This window comes from Shewanella sp. ECSMB14102, from assembly GCF_000813075.1.
Classification (GTDB): domain Bacteria; phylum Pseudomonadota; class Gammaproteobacteria; order Enterobacterales; family Shewanellaceae; genus Shewanella; species Shewanella indica.
Genome location: NZ_JWGX01000038.1, coordinates 1 through 17,897, shown reverse-complemented (window position 1 = coordinate 17,897; position 17,897 = coordinate 1). Strand labels below are relative to the sequence as shown.

Annotated in this window: 10 protein-coding genes and 1 riboswitch; of the genes, 5 read left to right on the top strand and 5 right to left on the bottom strand. The window is 54.3% G+C overall.

Going from position 1 to position 17,897, the window contains the following annotated elements; translation table 11 throughout:
* Window positions 1-222 precede the first annotated feature (222 nt).
* From RC73_RS12800 to RC73_RS12790, 3 genes are read right to left on the bottom strand one after another with little or no spacing between them, the layout of a single operon-like run.
* Window positions 223-1,413, bottom strand: a complete 1,191-nt coding sequence (locus RC73_RS12800; protein ID WP_039035012.1) for a lipocalin-like domain-containing protein — start codon at window positions 1,411-1,413, stop codon at window positions 223-225.
* Entirely contained in the window at window positions 1,413-4,016 is a 2,604-nt protein-coding gene (locus RC73_RS12795) for an ABC transporter permease (RefSeq protein WP_039035011.1), read from the bottom strand. The genes RC73_RS12800 and RC73_RS12795 overlap by 1 nt, the downstream gene beginning before the upstream one ends.
* Complete coding sequence (locus tag RC73_RS12790; RefSeq protein ID WP_039035010.1) at window positions 4,009-4,674, bottom strand: ABC transporter ATP-binding protein; 666 nt, start codon at window positions 4,672-4,674, stop codon at window positions 4,009-4,011. Before RC73_RS12790 ends, RC73_RS12795 begins: the two co-directional genes overlap by 8 nt.
* Window positions 4,675-5,029: 355 nt before the next feature.
* A riboswitch (glycine riboswitch) is annotated at window positions 5,030-5,130 on the top strand.
* A gap of 117 nt (window positions 5,131-5,247) precedes the next feature.
* Between RC73_RS12790 and RC73_RS12780 the strand changes: the two genes are divergently transcribed.
* The 3 genes from RC73_RS12780 to RC73_RS12770 all read left to right on the top strand — a co-directional run bounded on the left by RC73_RS12780 (window position 5,248) and on the right by RC73_RS12770 (window position 13,486).
* Window positions 5,248-6,615, top strand: coding sequence for an alanine/glycine:cation symporter family protein (locus RC73_RS12780; RefSeq protein WP_039035009.1), 1,368 nt, complete (start codon window positions 5,248-5,250; stop codon window positions 6,613-6,615).
* 453 nt (window positions 6,616-7,068) lie between these two features.
* On the top strand, window positions 7,069-12,363 hold the full coding sequence (locus RC73_RS12775) for a PAS domain S-box protein (RefSeq protein WP_039035008.1): 5,295 nt from the start codon (window positions 7,069-7,071) through the stop codon (window positions 12,361-12,363).
* 91 nt (window positions 12,364-12,454) lie between these two features.
* The gene (locus tag RC73_RS12770) at window positions 12,455-13,486 is read left to right on the top strand and encodes a response regulator (RefSeq protein ID WP_039035007.1); all 1,032 of its coding nucleotides are present in this window, start codon (window positions 12,455-12,457) and stop codon (window positions 13,484-13,486) included.
* A gap of 58 nt (window positions 13,487-13,544) precedes the next feature.
* Here the strand turns inward: RC73_RS12770 and ygfZ are convergent, their stop codons facing one another.
* Window positions 13,545-14,507: a tRNA-modifying protein YgfZ gene (gene ygfZ / locus RC73_RS12765; protein WP_039035006.1), complete on the bottom strand. Its 963-nt coding sequence runs from the start codon at window positions 14,505-14,507 to the stop codon at window positions 13,545-13,547.
* Window positions 14,508-14,606: 99 nt separating this feature from the next.
* On the bottom strand, window positions 14,607-15,836 hold the full coding sequence (gene serA, locus RC73_RS12760; RefSeq protein ID WP_039035005.1) for a phosphoglycerate dehydrogenase: 1,230 nt from the start codon (window positions 15,834-15,836) through the stop codon (window positions 14,607-14,609).
* 158 nt (window positions 15,837-15,994) lie between these two features.
* Here serA and RC73_RS12755 point away from each other — a divergent pair, with 158 nt between their 5' ends.
* A complete protein-coding gene (locus RC73_RS12755) occupies window positions 15,995-16,600 on the top strand; it encodes a DUF2238 domain-containing protein (protein WP_039035004.1) in 606 nt (201 codons plus the stop codon).
* A 210-nt stretch (window positions 16,601-16,810) separates the two neighbouring features.
* Complete coding sequence (locus tag RC73_RS12750; protein ID WP_039035003.1) at window positions 16,811-17,476, top strand: helix-turn-helix transcriptional regulator; 666 nt, start codon at window positions 16,811-16,813, stop codon at window positions 17,474-17,476.
* Window positions 17,477-17,897 lie beyond the last annotated feature (421 nt).

Sequence of the window (17,897 nt, the reverse complement as noted above, 5' to 3'; positions counted from 1 at the left end):
AAATTTAAACAGATTAGCCGCTTGACTCTTGCAATATTAATGCAACGCCATTTTGAGAATAGTTCTTGTTTACTACCTAAAGAGGGTTATGCAAACGGACGGATACCATTGCCGATAAGCGATTTTTCAAACTGTCTTTCAGGAGGTTATCTGCCCTAGATGCTTAGCGGCTCGGTTATCGAACACTCATACATCGACAACCTAGCCCGATAGCTGGGTTATTCAATAGCCGGTCAGCTCCATATAACCCATGCCGGTTTGTGTGCCCTTGATGGTGATTGGCCCCTCCCAGTAGGGGATAGACAGGTTCATGGCGGCATTGGGATTGAGGGCTTCCAGAGTCAGTGACAGAGACTCTCCCGGCAGCTCCAGTTGCCAGGCTACAGGGTAGCGACCGCTGGCCGTTTGTTGCCAGTCCTTGACGCTGAGGCTGATATCATCGAGCGCCAGCGGGTGGCCACTGCCGTCGGGATACATGCGCTTGCCGCTGAAAAAGGCTTTGTTTTCCTGCTCTCTGAGCTGAAACAGCATCAGGGCCGAGCCGTCATCGAGCCGCAAGGCGAACCAGTCCCAGCCCTGTTGGCCGCGACTGAGAAATTCTGAGCTCCACTCCCTATCGAGCCAGGCATTGCCGGATACCTGCAGCCATTGGTCTTTGTGGCGCACTCTGCCTTCGACCCGAATAAAGGGCTGGCTGTAGTAGTAAGAGGCCACAGTGCCGGCGGCATTTTTACGGCTGAAACCCTTTTCTCCCTGAGGCTGCAGCTCGGCTTGGCTATCGAGTTGCAGCTCGAAGGCAAAGTCCTCTTCGCTGACCTGTAAACTGGCGGGAAACAGCCCGCTATTGGGGCCACTTGCCGCCCGGCTTTGCCAGCGCCAGTTATCGAGCCAGACCCTGAGCGGCAAGCCCACGGCTCCGGCTTGAGTTTTGTCCTGGGCTCCCTGGGGATAGGCTGCTTTGCCTTGGGGCGCGGCAAGCGCGCCCCTGGCCCAGCGCTCGGCGCTTTGGTGACTATGCTGAAAACTGAGTGCGCTGTGAGCCATATAAAGCTGATTCGTCGCCCAGGGAGAGCTGGATTCAGGTTCATCCGGGGAAAGGGCAATACGAAACTGAGTCCATTGCAGTCCGAGGGGCTCACCGCTTTGCGTGGTCAGATTGGCGGTCAGATACCACCACTCCTGGCGAAACTTGGGGTGGGATAAGTGATCTTCCGGAAATTGCAGCGCCGCACCTGGCTCGACTTTCGCATAGCCTTCGCTCGCTGTACCCATCACCCGGCTCATGGCCCGTGAGTCTTGCTGCTGAGCCTGGTCTTGATGAGCCTTATCGCAGCCATTCAGCGCAGCGCCGCCCAGCAGTAGTCCCGCTAACAAGGGCGCGGCGACAGGCCATCGCATTGTAATCAATCGCATTAGAGCACCTCCTGTTGCAGACTGGAGACCAGAGAGCGGCGGCTCTGCCAATAGAGGGGAACTATCACCGCCAGGATGCAGCACAGCAGCGACAAAAGCACCACCCGGCCATAGGCCAGCCAGTCCCACTGCATGGCTATGGTCCAGCCGAAGGCCTGCAGCGTCACCTTATGGATAAGCAGGTATCCGAGAATCGCCCCCATGGGCAGGGCCAACAGACAGGTGAGCAGCACCACCAGCAGCATCTGCAATAGCAACATAGACAAAAGCCGGCCACGGGTAAGCCCGAGCGAGCGTAACATGGCGAGGCTCGCCTGGCGGGATTGGGTCAGCATCAGTACGGCACTGAAAAGCCCCACGGCGGCCACCAGTAAGGTCAGGGTGTTGAGTACCAGGGTAATGCTGAAGGTCTTGTTGAAGACCCGAATTGCCTCGTCGCGAATTTTTTGCTGGCTGTAGACCTGTACCGGACTGAGTCCGAGCTCTTGAATGAGGGTGCGCTCGAGGGCGGCAATGCTTGTGAGTCCTGCCCCCTTGGCGCTTTCTGCACTTGTTGCTATGCCACTCACAGCCAGGCTAACGGCTTCAGTTGGCAGCTTAAGCTGTTGCCAGAGGGATTGCGCCAGCAGGACCTCACCCTTGGGATTACCATAGTCGTAATAGATGGCGCTGATGGGCAGGGTCAGTGGTGTCTTGCAGTCCTTATCCGGGCAGAGACTGAGCTGGTCGCCCGGCGCCAGCCCCAGGGTCAGCGCCAAGGGCTCGCTGATAGCCAGAGCCTGGCCTTGGATCACAGTCAGCAGCGCTTGCTGTTGCTGGTTTTGGGCTCCTTGCACCTGTTCCTGGGAAGCAACTTGTTCTTTGGAGGCAACTTGGGCCGAGGTCTTCAGCGCCGTGGTGCGCGCGATAGAGTCGGCGTCCCGGCTGATAAGGTTTATCTCCAGTGCATTGCCGCTCCCCTTGGCATAGAAGGGCGCCTGCCATTGGTAGAAGTGAGCCAGTCCGGGGGCTTGCTGCTCAAGAAAATGCTCCAGATTCGCCATATTGCCGGCGCCCGGGCGGATATAAAGCTCGGCATGCAGGCGGGTGTCGAGCCAACTTCTGAGGGTCTTGTCAAAGCTGCCTACCAGGGTATTCATAGCGATATTGGCACACAGGGCCAGTAGCAACGCCATCATGGCCAGCGCCAGCGGTGCCACCAGCTCTCGGGTATCGGCGATGGCGTACTTGCTGAGCCCGGACGGAAACAGCCGCGCCAATAGCCCGAGTAAAGACTGCAACAGTTGCGGCAACAGCAGCGGGATAGCCAGGGTCAAGAGCCCCATCAAGCCCAGGCTGTGTTGGTGGGTTTGGCTCAAGGGGTAAAGCAGCGCCGTCAGGGCAAGCAGCGCAACCCCGATGAGAAACAGGCGTTTGTGCATGCTTCTGTGTCTGTGGGCATGCCATTGGCTCTGGGTATTTTGTGCCAGGCTCTGATGACAAAGCTCAAGATACAGGGGCACGCAGGCCAGCAGTGCGGCGATAAGTGTCAGACCGGCACCTTCAGCCAGCCATTGCCAGCGCCAGTTCCCCGGCAGCAGAGTCGCACCATAGAGCTGCTCCAAGGTCAGCGCCACCATGGGCTGCAGCCACTGGCTGAGCTGCAGCGCCAGAATAAAGCCGCTGGCCGAGCCGATGAACACCAGCAACAACAACTCCAGCAGTAGCGCCAGCATCAGGGCGCGCCGTCCCAGCCCCTGCTTGAGCAACAAGAGCAACAAACGGCGGCGTTTCATCAGGCTGTAGCGTACGCCGTTGTAGGCGATAAACAGCCCCACCACGAAGGCCAACATCCCCATGGCGTTGAGGTTCAAATGAAAGCTGCGGGTGAGCGCGGTCAGGGCGGCGCCCTTGTCCTGCTCGCTGATATTCAGCTTATCCAGCGGCAGTCCGCTTTGCTTGAGTCGCTCTTTGAGCCTTTGCGGCTCGCCAAAGAGGGCGATATAGCTAAGGGTGCCCTCGCGCTTTAATAGCTGCTGGGCCAGCGAGATATCCAGATAGAGGCGGTTACCGAGCTGCCGTGAGTCGGCGAGCGCCAGCACTTCGAGCGTGCGCCCACCGAGGGACAGGGTTGGCGGCGCCTTGAGTCCTTGATGCAGGCTGTCGCTCATGACAATGATGGGCTCACCGGCGAGCAGTCTATTCAAGGGCAGATGGTTGCGGCCATTGCCCCTTTGCTCGAAGGTGCCGAGGGCGGCAATGATATCGCTGCCTTCCACTTGCCACTGGCGACCCTGAGTGTCATCAAGGACGCCGCTGATCACCGGCAGCGCTTGGATACCGCTTTGGCGCAGCTGGAAATAGAGCGCTTCATCGAGGCTGGCCCCGCGGGCCTTGGGGGTGATAAAAAGGCTGGCTTGTTGTCCCAGGGCTTCGCCCGCCTCACGGTAGCTGTTGATGGCGTTGTCATTGGTGGCCTTGACGCCAATCAGCAGAGTCACCGCCAACACCACTCCCAGCAGTATGGCGCCGGCCTGCAGTGGCGCCTTGCGATAGTGGGCCAGGGTGACTTTCAGGGCCTGCCAGGCCAACTTGATTGTGGTCAGCGCCCCAGTGTCATTCATGAATGCGCCCTTGCTGCAGGTGCCAGCGGCGCTGCATATAGGCGGCGGCCGTTTCGCTGTGGGTGACCATAAGAATGGCACTGCCGGCATCGGCGGCGAGAGAGCACAAAAGCTGCATCACCTCATCACCGGCGGCGGCATCCAGGTTGCCTGTCGGCTCATCGGCCAGCAGCAGTTCAGGCTTATGGGCCAGGGCGCGGGCAATGGCGACTCTCTGCTGTTGACCACCGCTGAGACTTTCGACTTCCCGGTTTAACAGTGGCGTCAGCCCCAGTGCCTGCACCAGGTGATCGCACCAGGTTTGCCAGCCTTCACCGAGCAGCGACAGGGGAAAGAGAATATTGTCGCGAACATTGAGCGGCGTCAGTAGGTTGAATTGCTGGAATACCACCCCCAGATGGCGGCGGCGAAAGGCGCTCCACTGTTTGTCCTGCCAGCGGCTGCTGTCTTGACCTGCCAGCAGAATGCGGCCTTTGTCCGGGTGCTCAAAACCGGCTATCAGATTCAGCAGTGTACTCTTGCCGCTGCCGCTGGGGCCGGTCAATGCCACCGTCTCACCGGGTTTGATCTCCAGGCTGAGATTTTCCAGCACCCTGTGGGGGCGATCGCCGTCCAAAAATCCTTTGCTTACCCCTTCCAGCAACACCTGGCTCTGCATTTGAACTCCTGTGAATCGCAGTAATCTGCTACAGCATAACAAGTTTTTTTAATCGGTGAACTCGACTTTCAGCTGTTGTTATTGCGTAAACCGAACCGGGTTCGGTCGCTCGGGGTGTAGGTCGAGGTCAAATTTTTTGCAGCAAACAGGATTAGGGGGGGCTTTGCCCCTTGAGCCGGAGGCCATTTAGGCGCAAACTGTGTCACCTGCCACGAATAACGTGGCAATCCGTTCGGATGAAGGTAGCAGGAGAGTGGGGAATCGCCCCCACACCGACGAGGCAATTTCCACCGGTTAACCCGGTTGGAGGTACTCTTTCAGGTGCCGGTCAGCATTGACGGCGTGGACTGTTACTGGACGAGCCTCTGGAGAGACCGGGCATGCCCCGGCGCCGAAGGCGAAAGTGCCGGCTTAGGCCAGCGCGAAACGCTCAGGCAAAAGGACAGAGGAGAGGATGATTGCACCGCCTTGCCTCTGGTGATCTTTCGCTTTTGGCCTTTGCTGCCGCGGTTTCGCAGCCATTTCTTTTCCTCCTCCGTTTATTAATTTAGATGTTTAATAACTGAGGAATCTATGGATTTTCATGCACTTCTTACCCAGATAAACGCTATTGTCTGGGGACCTGCCACCTTACTCTTGCTGGTGGGAACCGGTATTTATCTGAGCTTCAGGCTGGGATTCATTCAACTGTTGCGTCTACCGCTGGCGCTGCAATTGCTGTTCAAACCCGCCAATGGCAAGGGGGAGCTCTCCTCTTTTGCCGCCCTCTGTACCGCACTGTCTGCCACCATAGGCACGGGTAATATTGTCGGGGTGGCTACTGCCATCAAACTCGGTGGCCCCGGAGCTCTGTTCTGGATGTGGGTTGCTGCCTTGTTTGGCATGGCCACCAAGTACGCCGAGTGTCTATTGGCGCTTAAGTTTCGCACCACAGATCGCCACGGTAATATTGCCGGTGGCCCGATGTACTACATAGAAAAAGGCCTGGGGCTCGGTTGGTTGGCCAAGCTGTTTGCGGTTTTCGGTGTCGGAGTGGCATTTTTCGGTATAGGGACTTTTGCCCAGGTCAACGCGATTTCCGAAGCCATGACCATTGCCTTTGATGTGCCAGCCTGGATCACGGCTGTGGTACTGACCTCGCTGGTGGCTGCCGTGACCTTAGGGGGAGTTAAACGGATTGCGGCTGTGGCACAAAAGTTGGTGCCCACTATGGCTATAGGCTATGTGGTTGCCTGTCTTTGGGTGCTGCTGAGCGCCAGTGAGGCGATTCCGGATGCTATTGCGCTGGTGTTGCATTCTGCCTTCAATCCAGTGGCGGCTGGCGGTGGCTTTTTGGGGGCCGGTATCGCCCTGGCGATTCAAACCGGGATTGCTCGCGGAGTGTTCTCCAACGAGTCGGGTTTAGGCAGTGCCCCGATAGCGGCGGCAGCCGCCAAGACCAAGGAACCGGTTGAGCAGGGGCTGGTGAGCATGACGGGTACCTTCTTCGATACCATTATTATCTGCACCATGACGGGTTTGGTACTTATTCTTACCGGTGTTTGGAATGGCGATAGCGCCGGGGCCGGTATGACCAGCGCTGCTTTCTCCAGTGCTACCACACCGCTGATTGGCCAGTATTTGGTGACTGTGGCGCTAGTGTGTTTTGCCTTTACCACCATTCTTGGCTGGAACTATTATGGCGATCGCTGCTGGAGCTATCTCACCAAGGGCCGCTGGATCCCGCTCTATCGTTGGGTTTTCCTTGGGCTCATTGCTTCGGGCGCCTTTATCACGCTGGATCTCATCTGGCTGCTCGCCGACATAGTCAACGGCTTGATGGCGATACCCAATCTGATAGCCATCATAGGTCTGCGCCACCTGGTGCTGGCAGAAACCCGCAGTTATTTTCAGCGTCTGCGCGGCTGCAGTGATGAGGTTTTGCCTCAGGCCGATGCCTGAGTCTTGAGCGAAGCAATCAAGGTCAGCAACCAGTCTTCAAACCGCCTTATTGGCTAATGTGGCAGGCGGTTTAAGGTTATCACTAGTTAGCGGCTGCTATTCGGTAACTGTTGCTTATATATTGCTGGGCTATCTGGCGGAAAGGGGCTGATAGCTCAGTGTTATGCGCCATGTCAGCAAGAGTCTATTTCACGCCGTGAGTTTAGTTTGCTGTTAGCCGGCAGTGTATTATCCGGCGCTCGCCGATGGATGAATTTTATGTAAATTCGCGCCGAGTTACTTGTGTAACATTATGGCTAATGCTTAAATGACAAGGTTAATTTTTGACCTTTAATCAGTTGGTTGACTTCAGTCGCCTGATGTACTTCGGCATTGAATGCCCAAGAGGGGGGTGCCTGACAATAGGACTTTGCTGTTGCAGAGTCGCAAGGAAATCGTCAGAGAGGCAGAGTTATGCCGGATACCGCGACACTCAGAACTTTTCGCAGCCGTATTCTGTTGCAGATAGCCATTCCCTTAATCACTATCATGACTGTGATTTCGGGGGTTACCGGCTGGTATAACTATCAGGATGAAGAAAAGGCCTTCTTTACCGATCTGGCTGAAAAGGCCGATTTTGCTGCCAAGCGGCTTGAGTTTGAATTGTCTCTGGCGCAGCGCAATACCCAAACTCTGGCCTACAGCATTGGGCATCTTGAGTCATTCGAGCGTCTGCAGCAAGCTGACAATCTTTATCAACTGCTTAAAGACAGATTGCAGCGCAACCCCAACTTTTACGGCAGCGCCATCGCCTTTCAGCCCGGATTTCTGCCCGGGCAAAAACGCTTCGCGCCCTATGCTTTCCGCCAGGATCTTTCTATTGCGATTATGGACATAGGTCAGGAAGCCTATGATTACACCAGCGGCGAATGGGGATGGTGGACCGAGGCGCTTAAGCATCCTGACGGTTATTGGTCTCCTCCTTATTTCGACGAGGGTGCCGGCAATGCTTTGATGATCACCTTCTCACAGCCTTTCGGCAGTGAAGCGGCACCTTTGGGAGTCATAACCACAGATCTGGCGCTTTCCAGCTTACCGATTCGCTTGGGAATCGATCCCAAAAAGCTGTTGGTGTTGGATAACCAGGGGCGGCTCATTTATCACCCGGACAATAACCTTAGCCGCAATGCCAAATTGGAAGATTGGCTCGCCAATACCGCTGCAGGAAAGGAAGCGGCGCAACATATCTACGCCGCCGACACCCCTGAAGTGGCTCTGAGTGACCTCAATGGCGTGCAGTACCTTGCCAGTGTTGCCAGAGTGGCACCATTGGAATGGCGGGTATTGGTGATTACCCCACAAAAACAGTTGCTGCGTTCTTTCCTGCAGGATTTCAGCTCGTTAACAATCAATCTGTTGTTATTGGCTATATTGCTGCTGGTGACCAGTTACTGGAGTGCCAAGCGTCTCACCCAGCCCCTGGAGCTGTTGGAAACCGGGATAGTGGACTTCAGCAAGGGGTTGATAAAACGCTTGCAAAAGCCTGAAGGCGTGGTGCGGGAGATTGCTACTCTCAGTAATAAATTCAATGAGATGGCTGAAATTCTCGAAGAGAGGGAACAAGCACTGCTCGACTCCCGTGGCAACAGGTTTGCCAAGCTTATCGATGGCATGAGTGATAAGTCCTTTTACTGCTCTATGGATCCTTACGGCGCCATAGTGCAGGCCAGCGACGGTGTGGAGAAGGTATTGGGCATCTCCCCTGAGGTGCTCAGGCGCAAGTATCAGCGGCTGTTTTCCAGCAACAGTATCAATGAAGCCAACTGGCAGTATATGGAACAGGCGCTGGCCGGTGAGTCCGTACCGCCACATCAGGTGGAGTTGGCCGACGCCGAAGGTGGCTTGAGACGTTTGGATCTGTTTATGCAGCCCTTGCTCGATGATGAAGGTAAGCTGATTTCGGTGGAGATGTTGTTCAACGATGTTACCGAGCAGTTTTCCGCCGCGGCCTGGTCCAACGCAGTGCTGGAAGCGGCGCCGGAGGCGATGCTGATTGTCGATGAAAATGGCATGCTGGTGTTCTCCAACAGCCGCTGTCAGGAGCTATTCGGTTATAACGCTGAAGAGATGCTCAAACTCAACATAGATCAATTGTTGCCGGAAGTCGATCGTTTGCAGCATGCGGCCAAGCGTCATACCTTTGTGACTGACGGTAAGGATCGCATGATGGCCAAGGGCAAGGCGCTGCAGGCGCTCAAGTGTGATGGCTCCCAGTTTCCGGTGCAGATAGGTTTGAGCCTGTTACCGGCCGATCATAAGGGTAAACACCAGGTGGCGGCATCGATTCGGGATCTGACCGAGCAACTGGCAGTAGAGCGTAAAATTCGCGAGAGCGAAAGCCGTTTTCGCGGTCTGGTATCCAACATCCCCGGCGCTGTTTATCGTACCCGGGTCGATGAACATTGGACCATGGAGTATGTCAGCGACAATATCACTGAGATAAGCGGTTATCCGGCCTGGCACTTTATCGACAGCAAGAAGCGCAGTTATGGCTCCCTGGTTATTGATGAAGACAAGCAACTGTGTATTGACACCATAAATTCGGCTCTGGCCGAGCAGCAAGCCTTCGATGTTGAGTATCGTATTCGCCACCGGGATGGCAGCGTGCGTTGGATCCATGAAAAGGGTAAGGCCAGTTACGACGAAGACGGCAATCCACTGTGGTTCGATGGCAGCCTCAACGACATTACCGACAGCAAGCTGGCTCAGGAAAAGATGGAGCAGTCGCGGGAGCAACTGGAAACCATCACAGAGTCTGTGCCCAGTACTGTGTATCAACTATTTTGGCAAAGCCCGCAGCAACGCAGATTCACCTTCCTTTCCAGTGCAGCCATTGCCACTCTGGGCCACCACAAGAATGAGGTAATGGCCGACTTTGATCTGGTGGCCGAGCGGATTGTTGCCGAAGACAGGGGCAGCATTATTCGGCTGCTTTCCGGTGAGGGGGGACTGCAGTGGATCAAAGAGTTTCGCTACCGTCACCCTTCCGGCGAGGTGCGTTGGCTCGAGGCCGGTGCCAAAGGCAGCAAACAGCAGGATGGCATGCTCTGGAACGGTTATCTGACCGATATCAGCGGCCGTAAAAAGATGGAAACCGAACTGGCCCAGAGTGAGGCACACTTCCGCGCCCTGTTTGATAACGCAGGCATAGGCATAGTCAACCTGGATGATCGCGGCACCATAATGGATTGTAATGGTCAATTCTGCACTGATATGGGCATGAGTGCCGAACAGCTGAAACGTCGCTCGTTTGCCGATCTGATGGTGCCGGAAGACAGAAGCAAAGCCAACGAGTTGTACGAGCGCTTGCAACAGAGTGACGATCACAGTGTCAGCGGCGAGTGGCGCCTGCTCAGTGCTTCTGGCGAGCCGATGTGGATGGCCGTCAACGCTTCTGAAATTGAGGAAGAAGGTGATCGTGAACGCTCAGTGGTTATGAGCATTGCCAACATCACCCGCTTGAAACTCTTGTCCAATGAGCTGATGACGGCCAAGGATGAAGCCGATGCTGCCAACAAGGCCAAGAGTGACTTTCTTGCCAATATGTCCCACGAGATACGCACCCCGATGAATGCCATTATCGGTATGTCACAACTGTGTCTGCAGACCAAGCTGGATAACAAGCAGCGTAACTATGTGGAAAAAATTGAACGGGCTTCGCAATCCCTGCTGGGGATCATCAATGACATTCTCGACTTTTCCAAGATTGAGGCCGGCAAACTGGATATCGAAGTGGTGCCGTTCCAGCTCGACAATATTCTGGAAGATCTCGGGGATATGTTCTCGGAGCGTGCCGCCGACAAACAATTGGAGCTGTTGTTTGCCGTGGCCCCCAGTGTGCCCAGCTATCTGGAAGGGGATCCGCTACGCCTCAGTCAGGTGTTGATCAACCTGATGAACAACGCCATTAAATTCACCGAGCGCGGTGAAGTGATGCTGTCGATAACTGAGCTTAGCCGAGAGCAGAATGAGGTGCTTCTGAGATTCGCAGTGCGTGACAGTGGCATAGGTCTGACGGCCGAGCAGCAGGCCAGATTATTCAAGTCTTTCAGCCAGGCGGACACTTCAACCACACGTAAATACGGTGGTACCGGGCTTGGGCTGGCGATCTCCAAACAGCTGGTGGAACTGATGGGCGGTGAAATCGGCGTTGAAAGCCAGTTTGGTAACGGCAGTTGTTTCTTCTTTACCGTGCGACTCAAGGTTGCGGAAAACGACAAGCTCAATGTAGAGCAGGAACTGGAAGGTATGCCGATTCTGGTGGTTGATGACAACGGCACCGCCAGAGATATATTGCGTACTACGCTCGAGAGTATGGGCTTTGCCGTCGACTGTGCCCGCAGCGGCATGGAGGCGCTGGAGAAGGTGAAGCGCAAGTCCTACAAGATGGCCCTGATCGATTGGAAGATGCCTGAGCTGGACGGCATGGAAACCGCCCGGCAAATATTGCAGCTAAAGGAGCCGCCACTGATCCTCATGGTATCGGCCCACGCCAACAATGACTTTATCGAACAGTTGGAGCAACTCGGGATCAACGGCTATATCACCAAGCCGGTCAGTGCCTCCAGGCTGCTGGACGGCATTATGTTGGCGCTTGGACGTCAGGGCCATATTCCCGTCAGGCGCAAGGTACTGGATCTTGAATCGCTGCAATTGGCGGCTCTTGCCGGCAAACGAGTGCTGCTGGTGGAAGACAACGAGATGAATCAGGAGGTGGCGACCGAGTTTCTCGAGCAGGTAGGCATAGACCTGTCTATCGCAGAAAACGGCCAGATAGCGCTGGAAAAGTTGGCGCAGCAGCAGTTTGATCTTGTGCTGATGGACTGTCAAATGCCTGTGATGGACGGCTATCAGGCCACAGAAGCGCTGCGTAAGATGCCAGGGCTTGAGCAGTTGCCAGTGGTCGCCATGACGGCCAACGCCATGGCCGGTGACAAGGAGATGTGCCTGATGGCCGGCATGAATGATCACATTGCCAAGCCGATAGAAGTCAGCCTCTTGTATCAGGTGTTGTTGCAGTATCTGGGAGGGGGGCAAGCCCCTGCTGCAGGGAATAATAACACTGGGATGGCCGATGGTGATGCTCCTGATGATCTGGTGAGCTGGCCGGAACAAGAGAGCTTGGATATCGACCGGGGCTTGCAGCTGGTGCAGCATTCAGAACGCCTCTATCGACGCATCCTCGAGCGTTTCCTCGCTAGTCAGGGCAATGTTGGCAAACGGATCCGCAAAGCGCTCAAGGAACAGCAGCAGGAAGAAGCGGTTAGGGCGGCGCATACTTTGAAGGGACTGGCGGGCAATCTTTGCTCTGAGGCTTTGGTGGAAGAGGCTCGGCAATTGGAAGCTAAGTTGGCGGCCGCTGAAGAATGTGAGCAAGAGTTGCAGGCAGTGGAAAAGCGGGTCGCCGTCATTGTCGACGCCATTGCAGATTGGATGGGTGATAAGCCACAAAGCGCTCTTCAGACGCAAGCCGATGCGGCCGAGGAGATGGATGTCGAGACGCTTAAAACCGCTTTGAAGCAACTGCAAAGCAGTCTGGAAGATGCCGATGCTGATGCCGTCGTTCAACTGGAAGCATTGAGCCGCCGGGTGAGTAAACCTTTGTGGCAGCGCTTGAAACCTGTCAGCAGCATGGTTGGCAGCTATCAATTTGATGATGCTGCCGACCTTATTCGCGAATTACAGCAAGAGCTGAACGAGGCGGAATAAGCCTGACTATACTCAACGGGTAATTACGGGCTACGGCGGAACCTGCTGTGCCGAGATGCAAATCGGTGTCTGGAGCAAGAGGGAGATTGGGATGGAAAAAGCCACTGTGTTGGTCGTGGATGATACACCGGAGAATATTGATATTTTGCTCGGGATCCTCGGCGATGACTATAAGCTCAAGGTGGCGATAGATGGCCCAAGAGCGCTGGCGTTGGCGCAGAAGAGCCCTCCGGATCTGATCCTCCTGGATGTGATGATGCCGGGTATGAATGGCTATGAAGTCTGTAAGCGTCTCAAGCAAGAGCCTATGACTTGCCATATTCCGGTGATCTTTGTCACTGCTCTCTCTGAAGTGGCCGATGAGACCCAGGGCTTTGATTTGGGCGCTGTCGACTACATCACCAAGCCTGTCAGTGCCCCGATAGTTAAGGCGCGGGTGCGGAACCACCTGGCCCTCTATGATCAGCAGCGCTTGCTGGAACAACAGGTGCGTGAACGCACTCACGAGCTGGAACAGACCCGTTTCGAGATCATTCGTCGTCTGGGCCGCGCTGCCGAATACAAGGATAACGAAACCGGCTTACACGTTATTCGCATGAGCCACTACGCCAAGCTACTGGCGCAGCAAGCCCAGTTGCCGGAACACTTCTGTGAACTACTCTATAATGCGGCGCCCATGCATGATATCGGCAAGATAGGTACGCCGGACGCCGTGCTGAAAAAGCCGGCCAAGCTGGATGCCGAAGAGTGGAGAATCATGCAACAACACGCCGAAATTGGCGCCGAGATTATTGGTGAACACCCGGATCCTCTGTTGCAGATGTCCCGGAGGATAGCATTGACCCACCACGAAAAGTGGGACGGCTCAGGTTATCCCAAAGGTTTAAAAGGCGAAGATATTCCCATTGAGGGGCGAATCGTCGCCATTGCCGATGTCTTTGATGCCCTGACTTCGATTCGACCTTACAAGAAGGCCTGGAGCATAGAAGATACCATGGCGTTACTGGAGTCTGAGGCAGGGAAACACTTTGACCCTGAACTGGTGGAGCACTTCAAACAGATATTGCCCCAGGTGATTGAAGTGCGTGACACTCATATGGAAACCGAGTCCGACGCCGAATAGCGACAAACTGCTGATAAAAATAAAGGCGCCGACGGCGCCTTTATTGGGTGATTTATTGTTACTCCTGCTCTTCCAGAGAGTAGGGTAGAGGCATTACCGTCAGTTCGCTGTTTTCATCATCGGCGATACGGAATTTGGCACCGACTTCTGTGTCATTGGCCAGTACTGCGGTCAGCAGTAACTCGCCATTTCGTTGTACGGCTTCAATAATGCTGCCACCCTTACGAAAACCTCTTTCCAGCGCCATCTCCAGCGTGGTTTCCGGGGTGACATCGACAGTGGCTTTGCCCTTGAGAATATAGAGGGCTCGCTTGTTGCCGCCGCGATACTTCATTCTGGCCACGGTTTCCTGGCCCATGTAGCAACCCTTGGTGAAGCTGATGCCGTTGATGGCTTGCAGGTTGCACATTTGCGGTACAAATTGGCCCATGTGTGCTGCCGGCAGGTTAGGGTAGGCGGCAAGGATTTCCAGCTCTTGCCAGGCACTGGCATCGACTGGAGGCTGCTGGCAGATGGCATCGGCCTGGGCTTTGGGCAGTACCAGAATAAAGCGCTCGCCGTCCTGCAGCACTGCGCCGCCATCGACAGCGCTGACTTGTTGCTCGGCGTTGAAGCCCGGAAGCTGCTCTGTCAGCCAAGTGCTCGCCTTGGCACCGGCAACACCCAAGAGGCTGTAATCGTCGCTGACATCGACCAGTTCGGCCTTACTGAATACCGCATACTTCTTCAATTGCGGCAAGTCGGCTGCCAGGGTATCTTTTGGCATCATCAATATCAGGGCGTCACCCAGAGTAAAGGTTCTGAAGCTTGAAAGCATCTTGCCTTTGGGGTCGCAGTGAGCGCCCCAGCGCCACTGCTCTGTCGTGAGAGAGCTGATATCTGTGGTGACCTGACCGTGGATAAAGCTGCGGCCCTGTTCACCGGTAACGGCAAGCAGACCCAAGTGAGAGAGGCGGGAAATAAGCAGATCCGGAATGCCGGCATCCAGAGGCCAATCGGGCTGAGAAACGCAAATGCTCATAACAAGATCCTGAGATTGAAGGCATTAAGAGATCTGCGATTGTAGCGGATTTGACAGAAATAAACAGGGCGCCAAGGGTAATAAGGCGCCCTGTGAAAATCAGAACAGCAAACGAGTACGGATAGTGCCTTCGATAGACTTGAGTTCTGTTAGTGCTTCTTCTGCCTGAGTGGTATCCACTTCCATTACCACATAACCTATGGTCGGCGTGGTTTGCAGGTACTGGGCTGAAATGTTGATGCCTTTTTCTGAAAACGCCTGGTTAATCTTGATCAGAATACCTGGACGGTTATGGTGAATATGCAGCAGGCGAGAGGCATCTTTATGCTGCGGCAGCGATACTTCCGGGAAGTTGACTGCCGACAGGGTAGAGCCGTTGTCTGAGTATTTGGCCAGCTTGCCGGCAACTTCAATACCTATGTTTTCCTGAGCTTCTTCTGTGCTGCCACCTATGTGAGGGGTCAGCAGCACATTGTCCAGACCGCGCAGCGGGCTTTGGAATTCATCTGTGTTGGACTTGGGCTCAGCCGGAAACACGTCGATGGCAGCACCAGCCAACTGCTGCTCCTTGAGGGCGACGGCCAGGGCGTCGATATCCACCACTGTGCCGCGGGAAGCGTTGATCAATATGCTCCCTTTGCGCATCATCGCCAGTTCGGCCTGGGCAATCATCTCTTTGGTCTGTGGTGTTTCAGGTACATGCAGGCTGACCACATCGGCCTGAGACAGCAGTTGCTCCATGGAGTGAACTTGTTGGGCGTTACCCAGCGGCAGCTTATCTTCGATATCGAAGAAGATCACTTTCATCCCTAAAGTTTCGGCAAGGATCCCAAGCTGGGTGCCGATATGACCATAACCTATAACCCCAAGGGTTTTGCCGCGGGCTTCAAAGCTGCCATTGGCGCTCTTGAGCCAGCCACCACGATGGGCCAGGGCGTTGCGCTGCGGGATCCCGCGCAGCAACATGATGATTTCACCGAGTACCAGTTCGGCCACGCTGCGGGTATTGGAGAAGGGTGCGTTGAATACTGGAATACCCAGTTGCTCGGCAGCCTTGAGATCGACCTGGTTGGTACCGATACAGAAACATCCTATGGCAACCAGCTTTTCAGCTTGTTGCAAGACTTCTTGGGTTAGTTGGGTACGGGAGCGGATTCCGACGAAATGGGCATCTTTGATCGACTGCTGCAGCTCAGTGCCGGAAAGTGATGCCTTATGATACTCGATATTGGTGTAGCCAGCCCTTTCCAGCACATCAACGGCTGATTGGTGGACGCCTTCCAACAACAGGATTTTAATTTTATCCTTGTCCAGCGAGTGTTTCGCCATGATATAGGTACCCTCTTGATTATTAACTAATGTACGTATGCTATGATATTTTCGCTCATGCCCAACCAAAGTAGCACTTTTTTCAGATTAAGTGGAGGGCTAGATGGCTAAAGTATTTTTTCCTAATAGAGAACAATCACTGGCATAAGGAAAGTGGCTTGAAAAACACAATTATCTGGCTGGTCATTTATTTTGCGGTACTTATCTGGTCGGCGATAGCCCCCAAAGATAATTTTACTTGGTGGCTGGAAGCGCTGCCGGGTATGCTGGCGCTGCCGATACTGTTTTTTACCCGTAAGCGTTTCCCGTTGACTCCACTGCTTTATGGCCTGATTTGGGTGCACTGCCTGATCCTCTTTGTCGGTGCCCACTACACCTACGCCGAGGTGCCACTGTTCGATACCTTGGCACAGTGGATGGGTTCTGAGCGCAATAACTACGATAAACTGGGTCACTTGGCGCAAGGGTTTATCCCGGCCATGATTGCTCGGGAGATACTGCTGCGTAATCGGGCAGTGAAGCCGGGTGCCTGGTGTGCCTTTCTAGTCAGTTGTTTTGCCTTGGCCTTATCGGCTTTCTATGAACTGATAGAATGGTGGGTCGCCGTTGCCACCGGAACCGGCGCCGAGGCCTTTCTCGGCACCCAAGGCTACGTTTGGGATACCCAGTCGGATATGCTGATGGCCCTTGTCGGTGCTATCGCTGCCTTGTTCTTCTTATCCTCATTTCATGACCGTCAATTGCGGCATTTAAACGTAGATTGACAGTTGGAACAAAGAGTTTTGAATACACTCTTTACAATCTTCCGTCTGAAAAATCTGTTAAAGATTGTTAGAATAATACTTTATGGTGATGAAAACCGGACGTTATCTGGTCAGAATCGTCTGATGCTTTTTGTGTAGTCGCACTTAAAGTGATTAAGGAAGCTATCCCTTTAGGGATATAAGCAAGACTTTTCAGGGAGAAGAGTAAAAATGAGTAGTATCAATGAGTTGGTTTTTATAAATCAAATAGCCGCCCCTTGTCATTTGGCCATACTGGCCGAGTCCATCGGTCTTAAGACTCGTATAGTACGCCACCCGGAGCAGTTGGAACCGCAGAAGAGTGATAGTACTTTTTATCTAATCTCTCAGAAGGGGGCAGCGCTGGATAATAAGGGGATCCCTTTATTGGCCAGTCGTTTGGTTTCTCATGTTCCGGTCGCCCTTTATCAAGTCAGCAGAGGGTCACTGGATCAGGAATCAGCGATGTTGCTGGGGATCCGCGGAGTGCTCTACTCAGATCAGCGTATCGATCTTATGCTCACTGGTCTACGCAAGATGGTGGCCGATGAGCTCTGGTACGACAGAACCCTTATCAGTAAGATGTTCCGTAAGTTGGTCAAAACTCTGGACACTGGCAATGAGATGTCGGCCGATACGGTTTCCATGCTGCAGATGTTGACCCGGCGTGAACGTACCATTATTCAGCTGGTTTCCAGTGGTGCCAGGAATAAAGAGATAGCCCAGCGTCTGTGTATCAGTGAGCATACGGTCAAGGCGCATATCTCATCGATTTTCCGCAAGACACAATCTCGTAATCGAGTCGAATTGTTGCGTTGGGCCCAGACCTATCAGAGTCACTTCGATCTCATCAGTTGATTTGTCGCTGGATTCAGCCTGAACTTGGCCCCGAATGGGGCTTGTTTATGTTTTGATGGCTTTTTATGTAAGCCAAGTCAGTGGAAAATTCCTGTCAGAGTGCGGCAATCGCCGCTGCTTTGTGCTTTTTTACGCGTTGGGAATGGCTTTCAGCCAAAGCTATGATAGTTGTTGTGCCTGTGGCGAAAGTCGTGGGGCTTAAGCATTCCAATCTGTTCATAGCTTGCGTTCATAAGCACGCTCGCCACCGGCGAGCATTCGCCCTCAGCCACGTTATTTGCGCCAACGGCTGTCGGCGACACCGAGGAGGGATTGGAGCAATTCTGTGAGAGCTAACTTGTTTGAAGTTACCTATATGCCTGCGGACATACGCCTCATTTTCAGGCACAGGCGGAACTGTGACCTTCCGAGCCAGGGATGG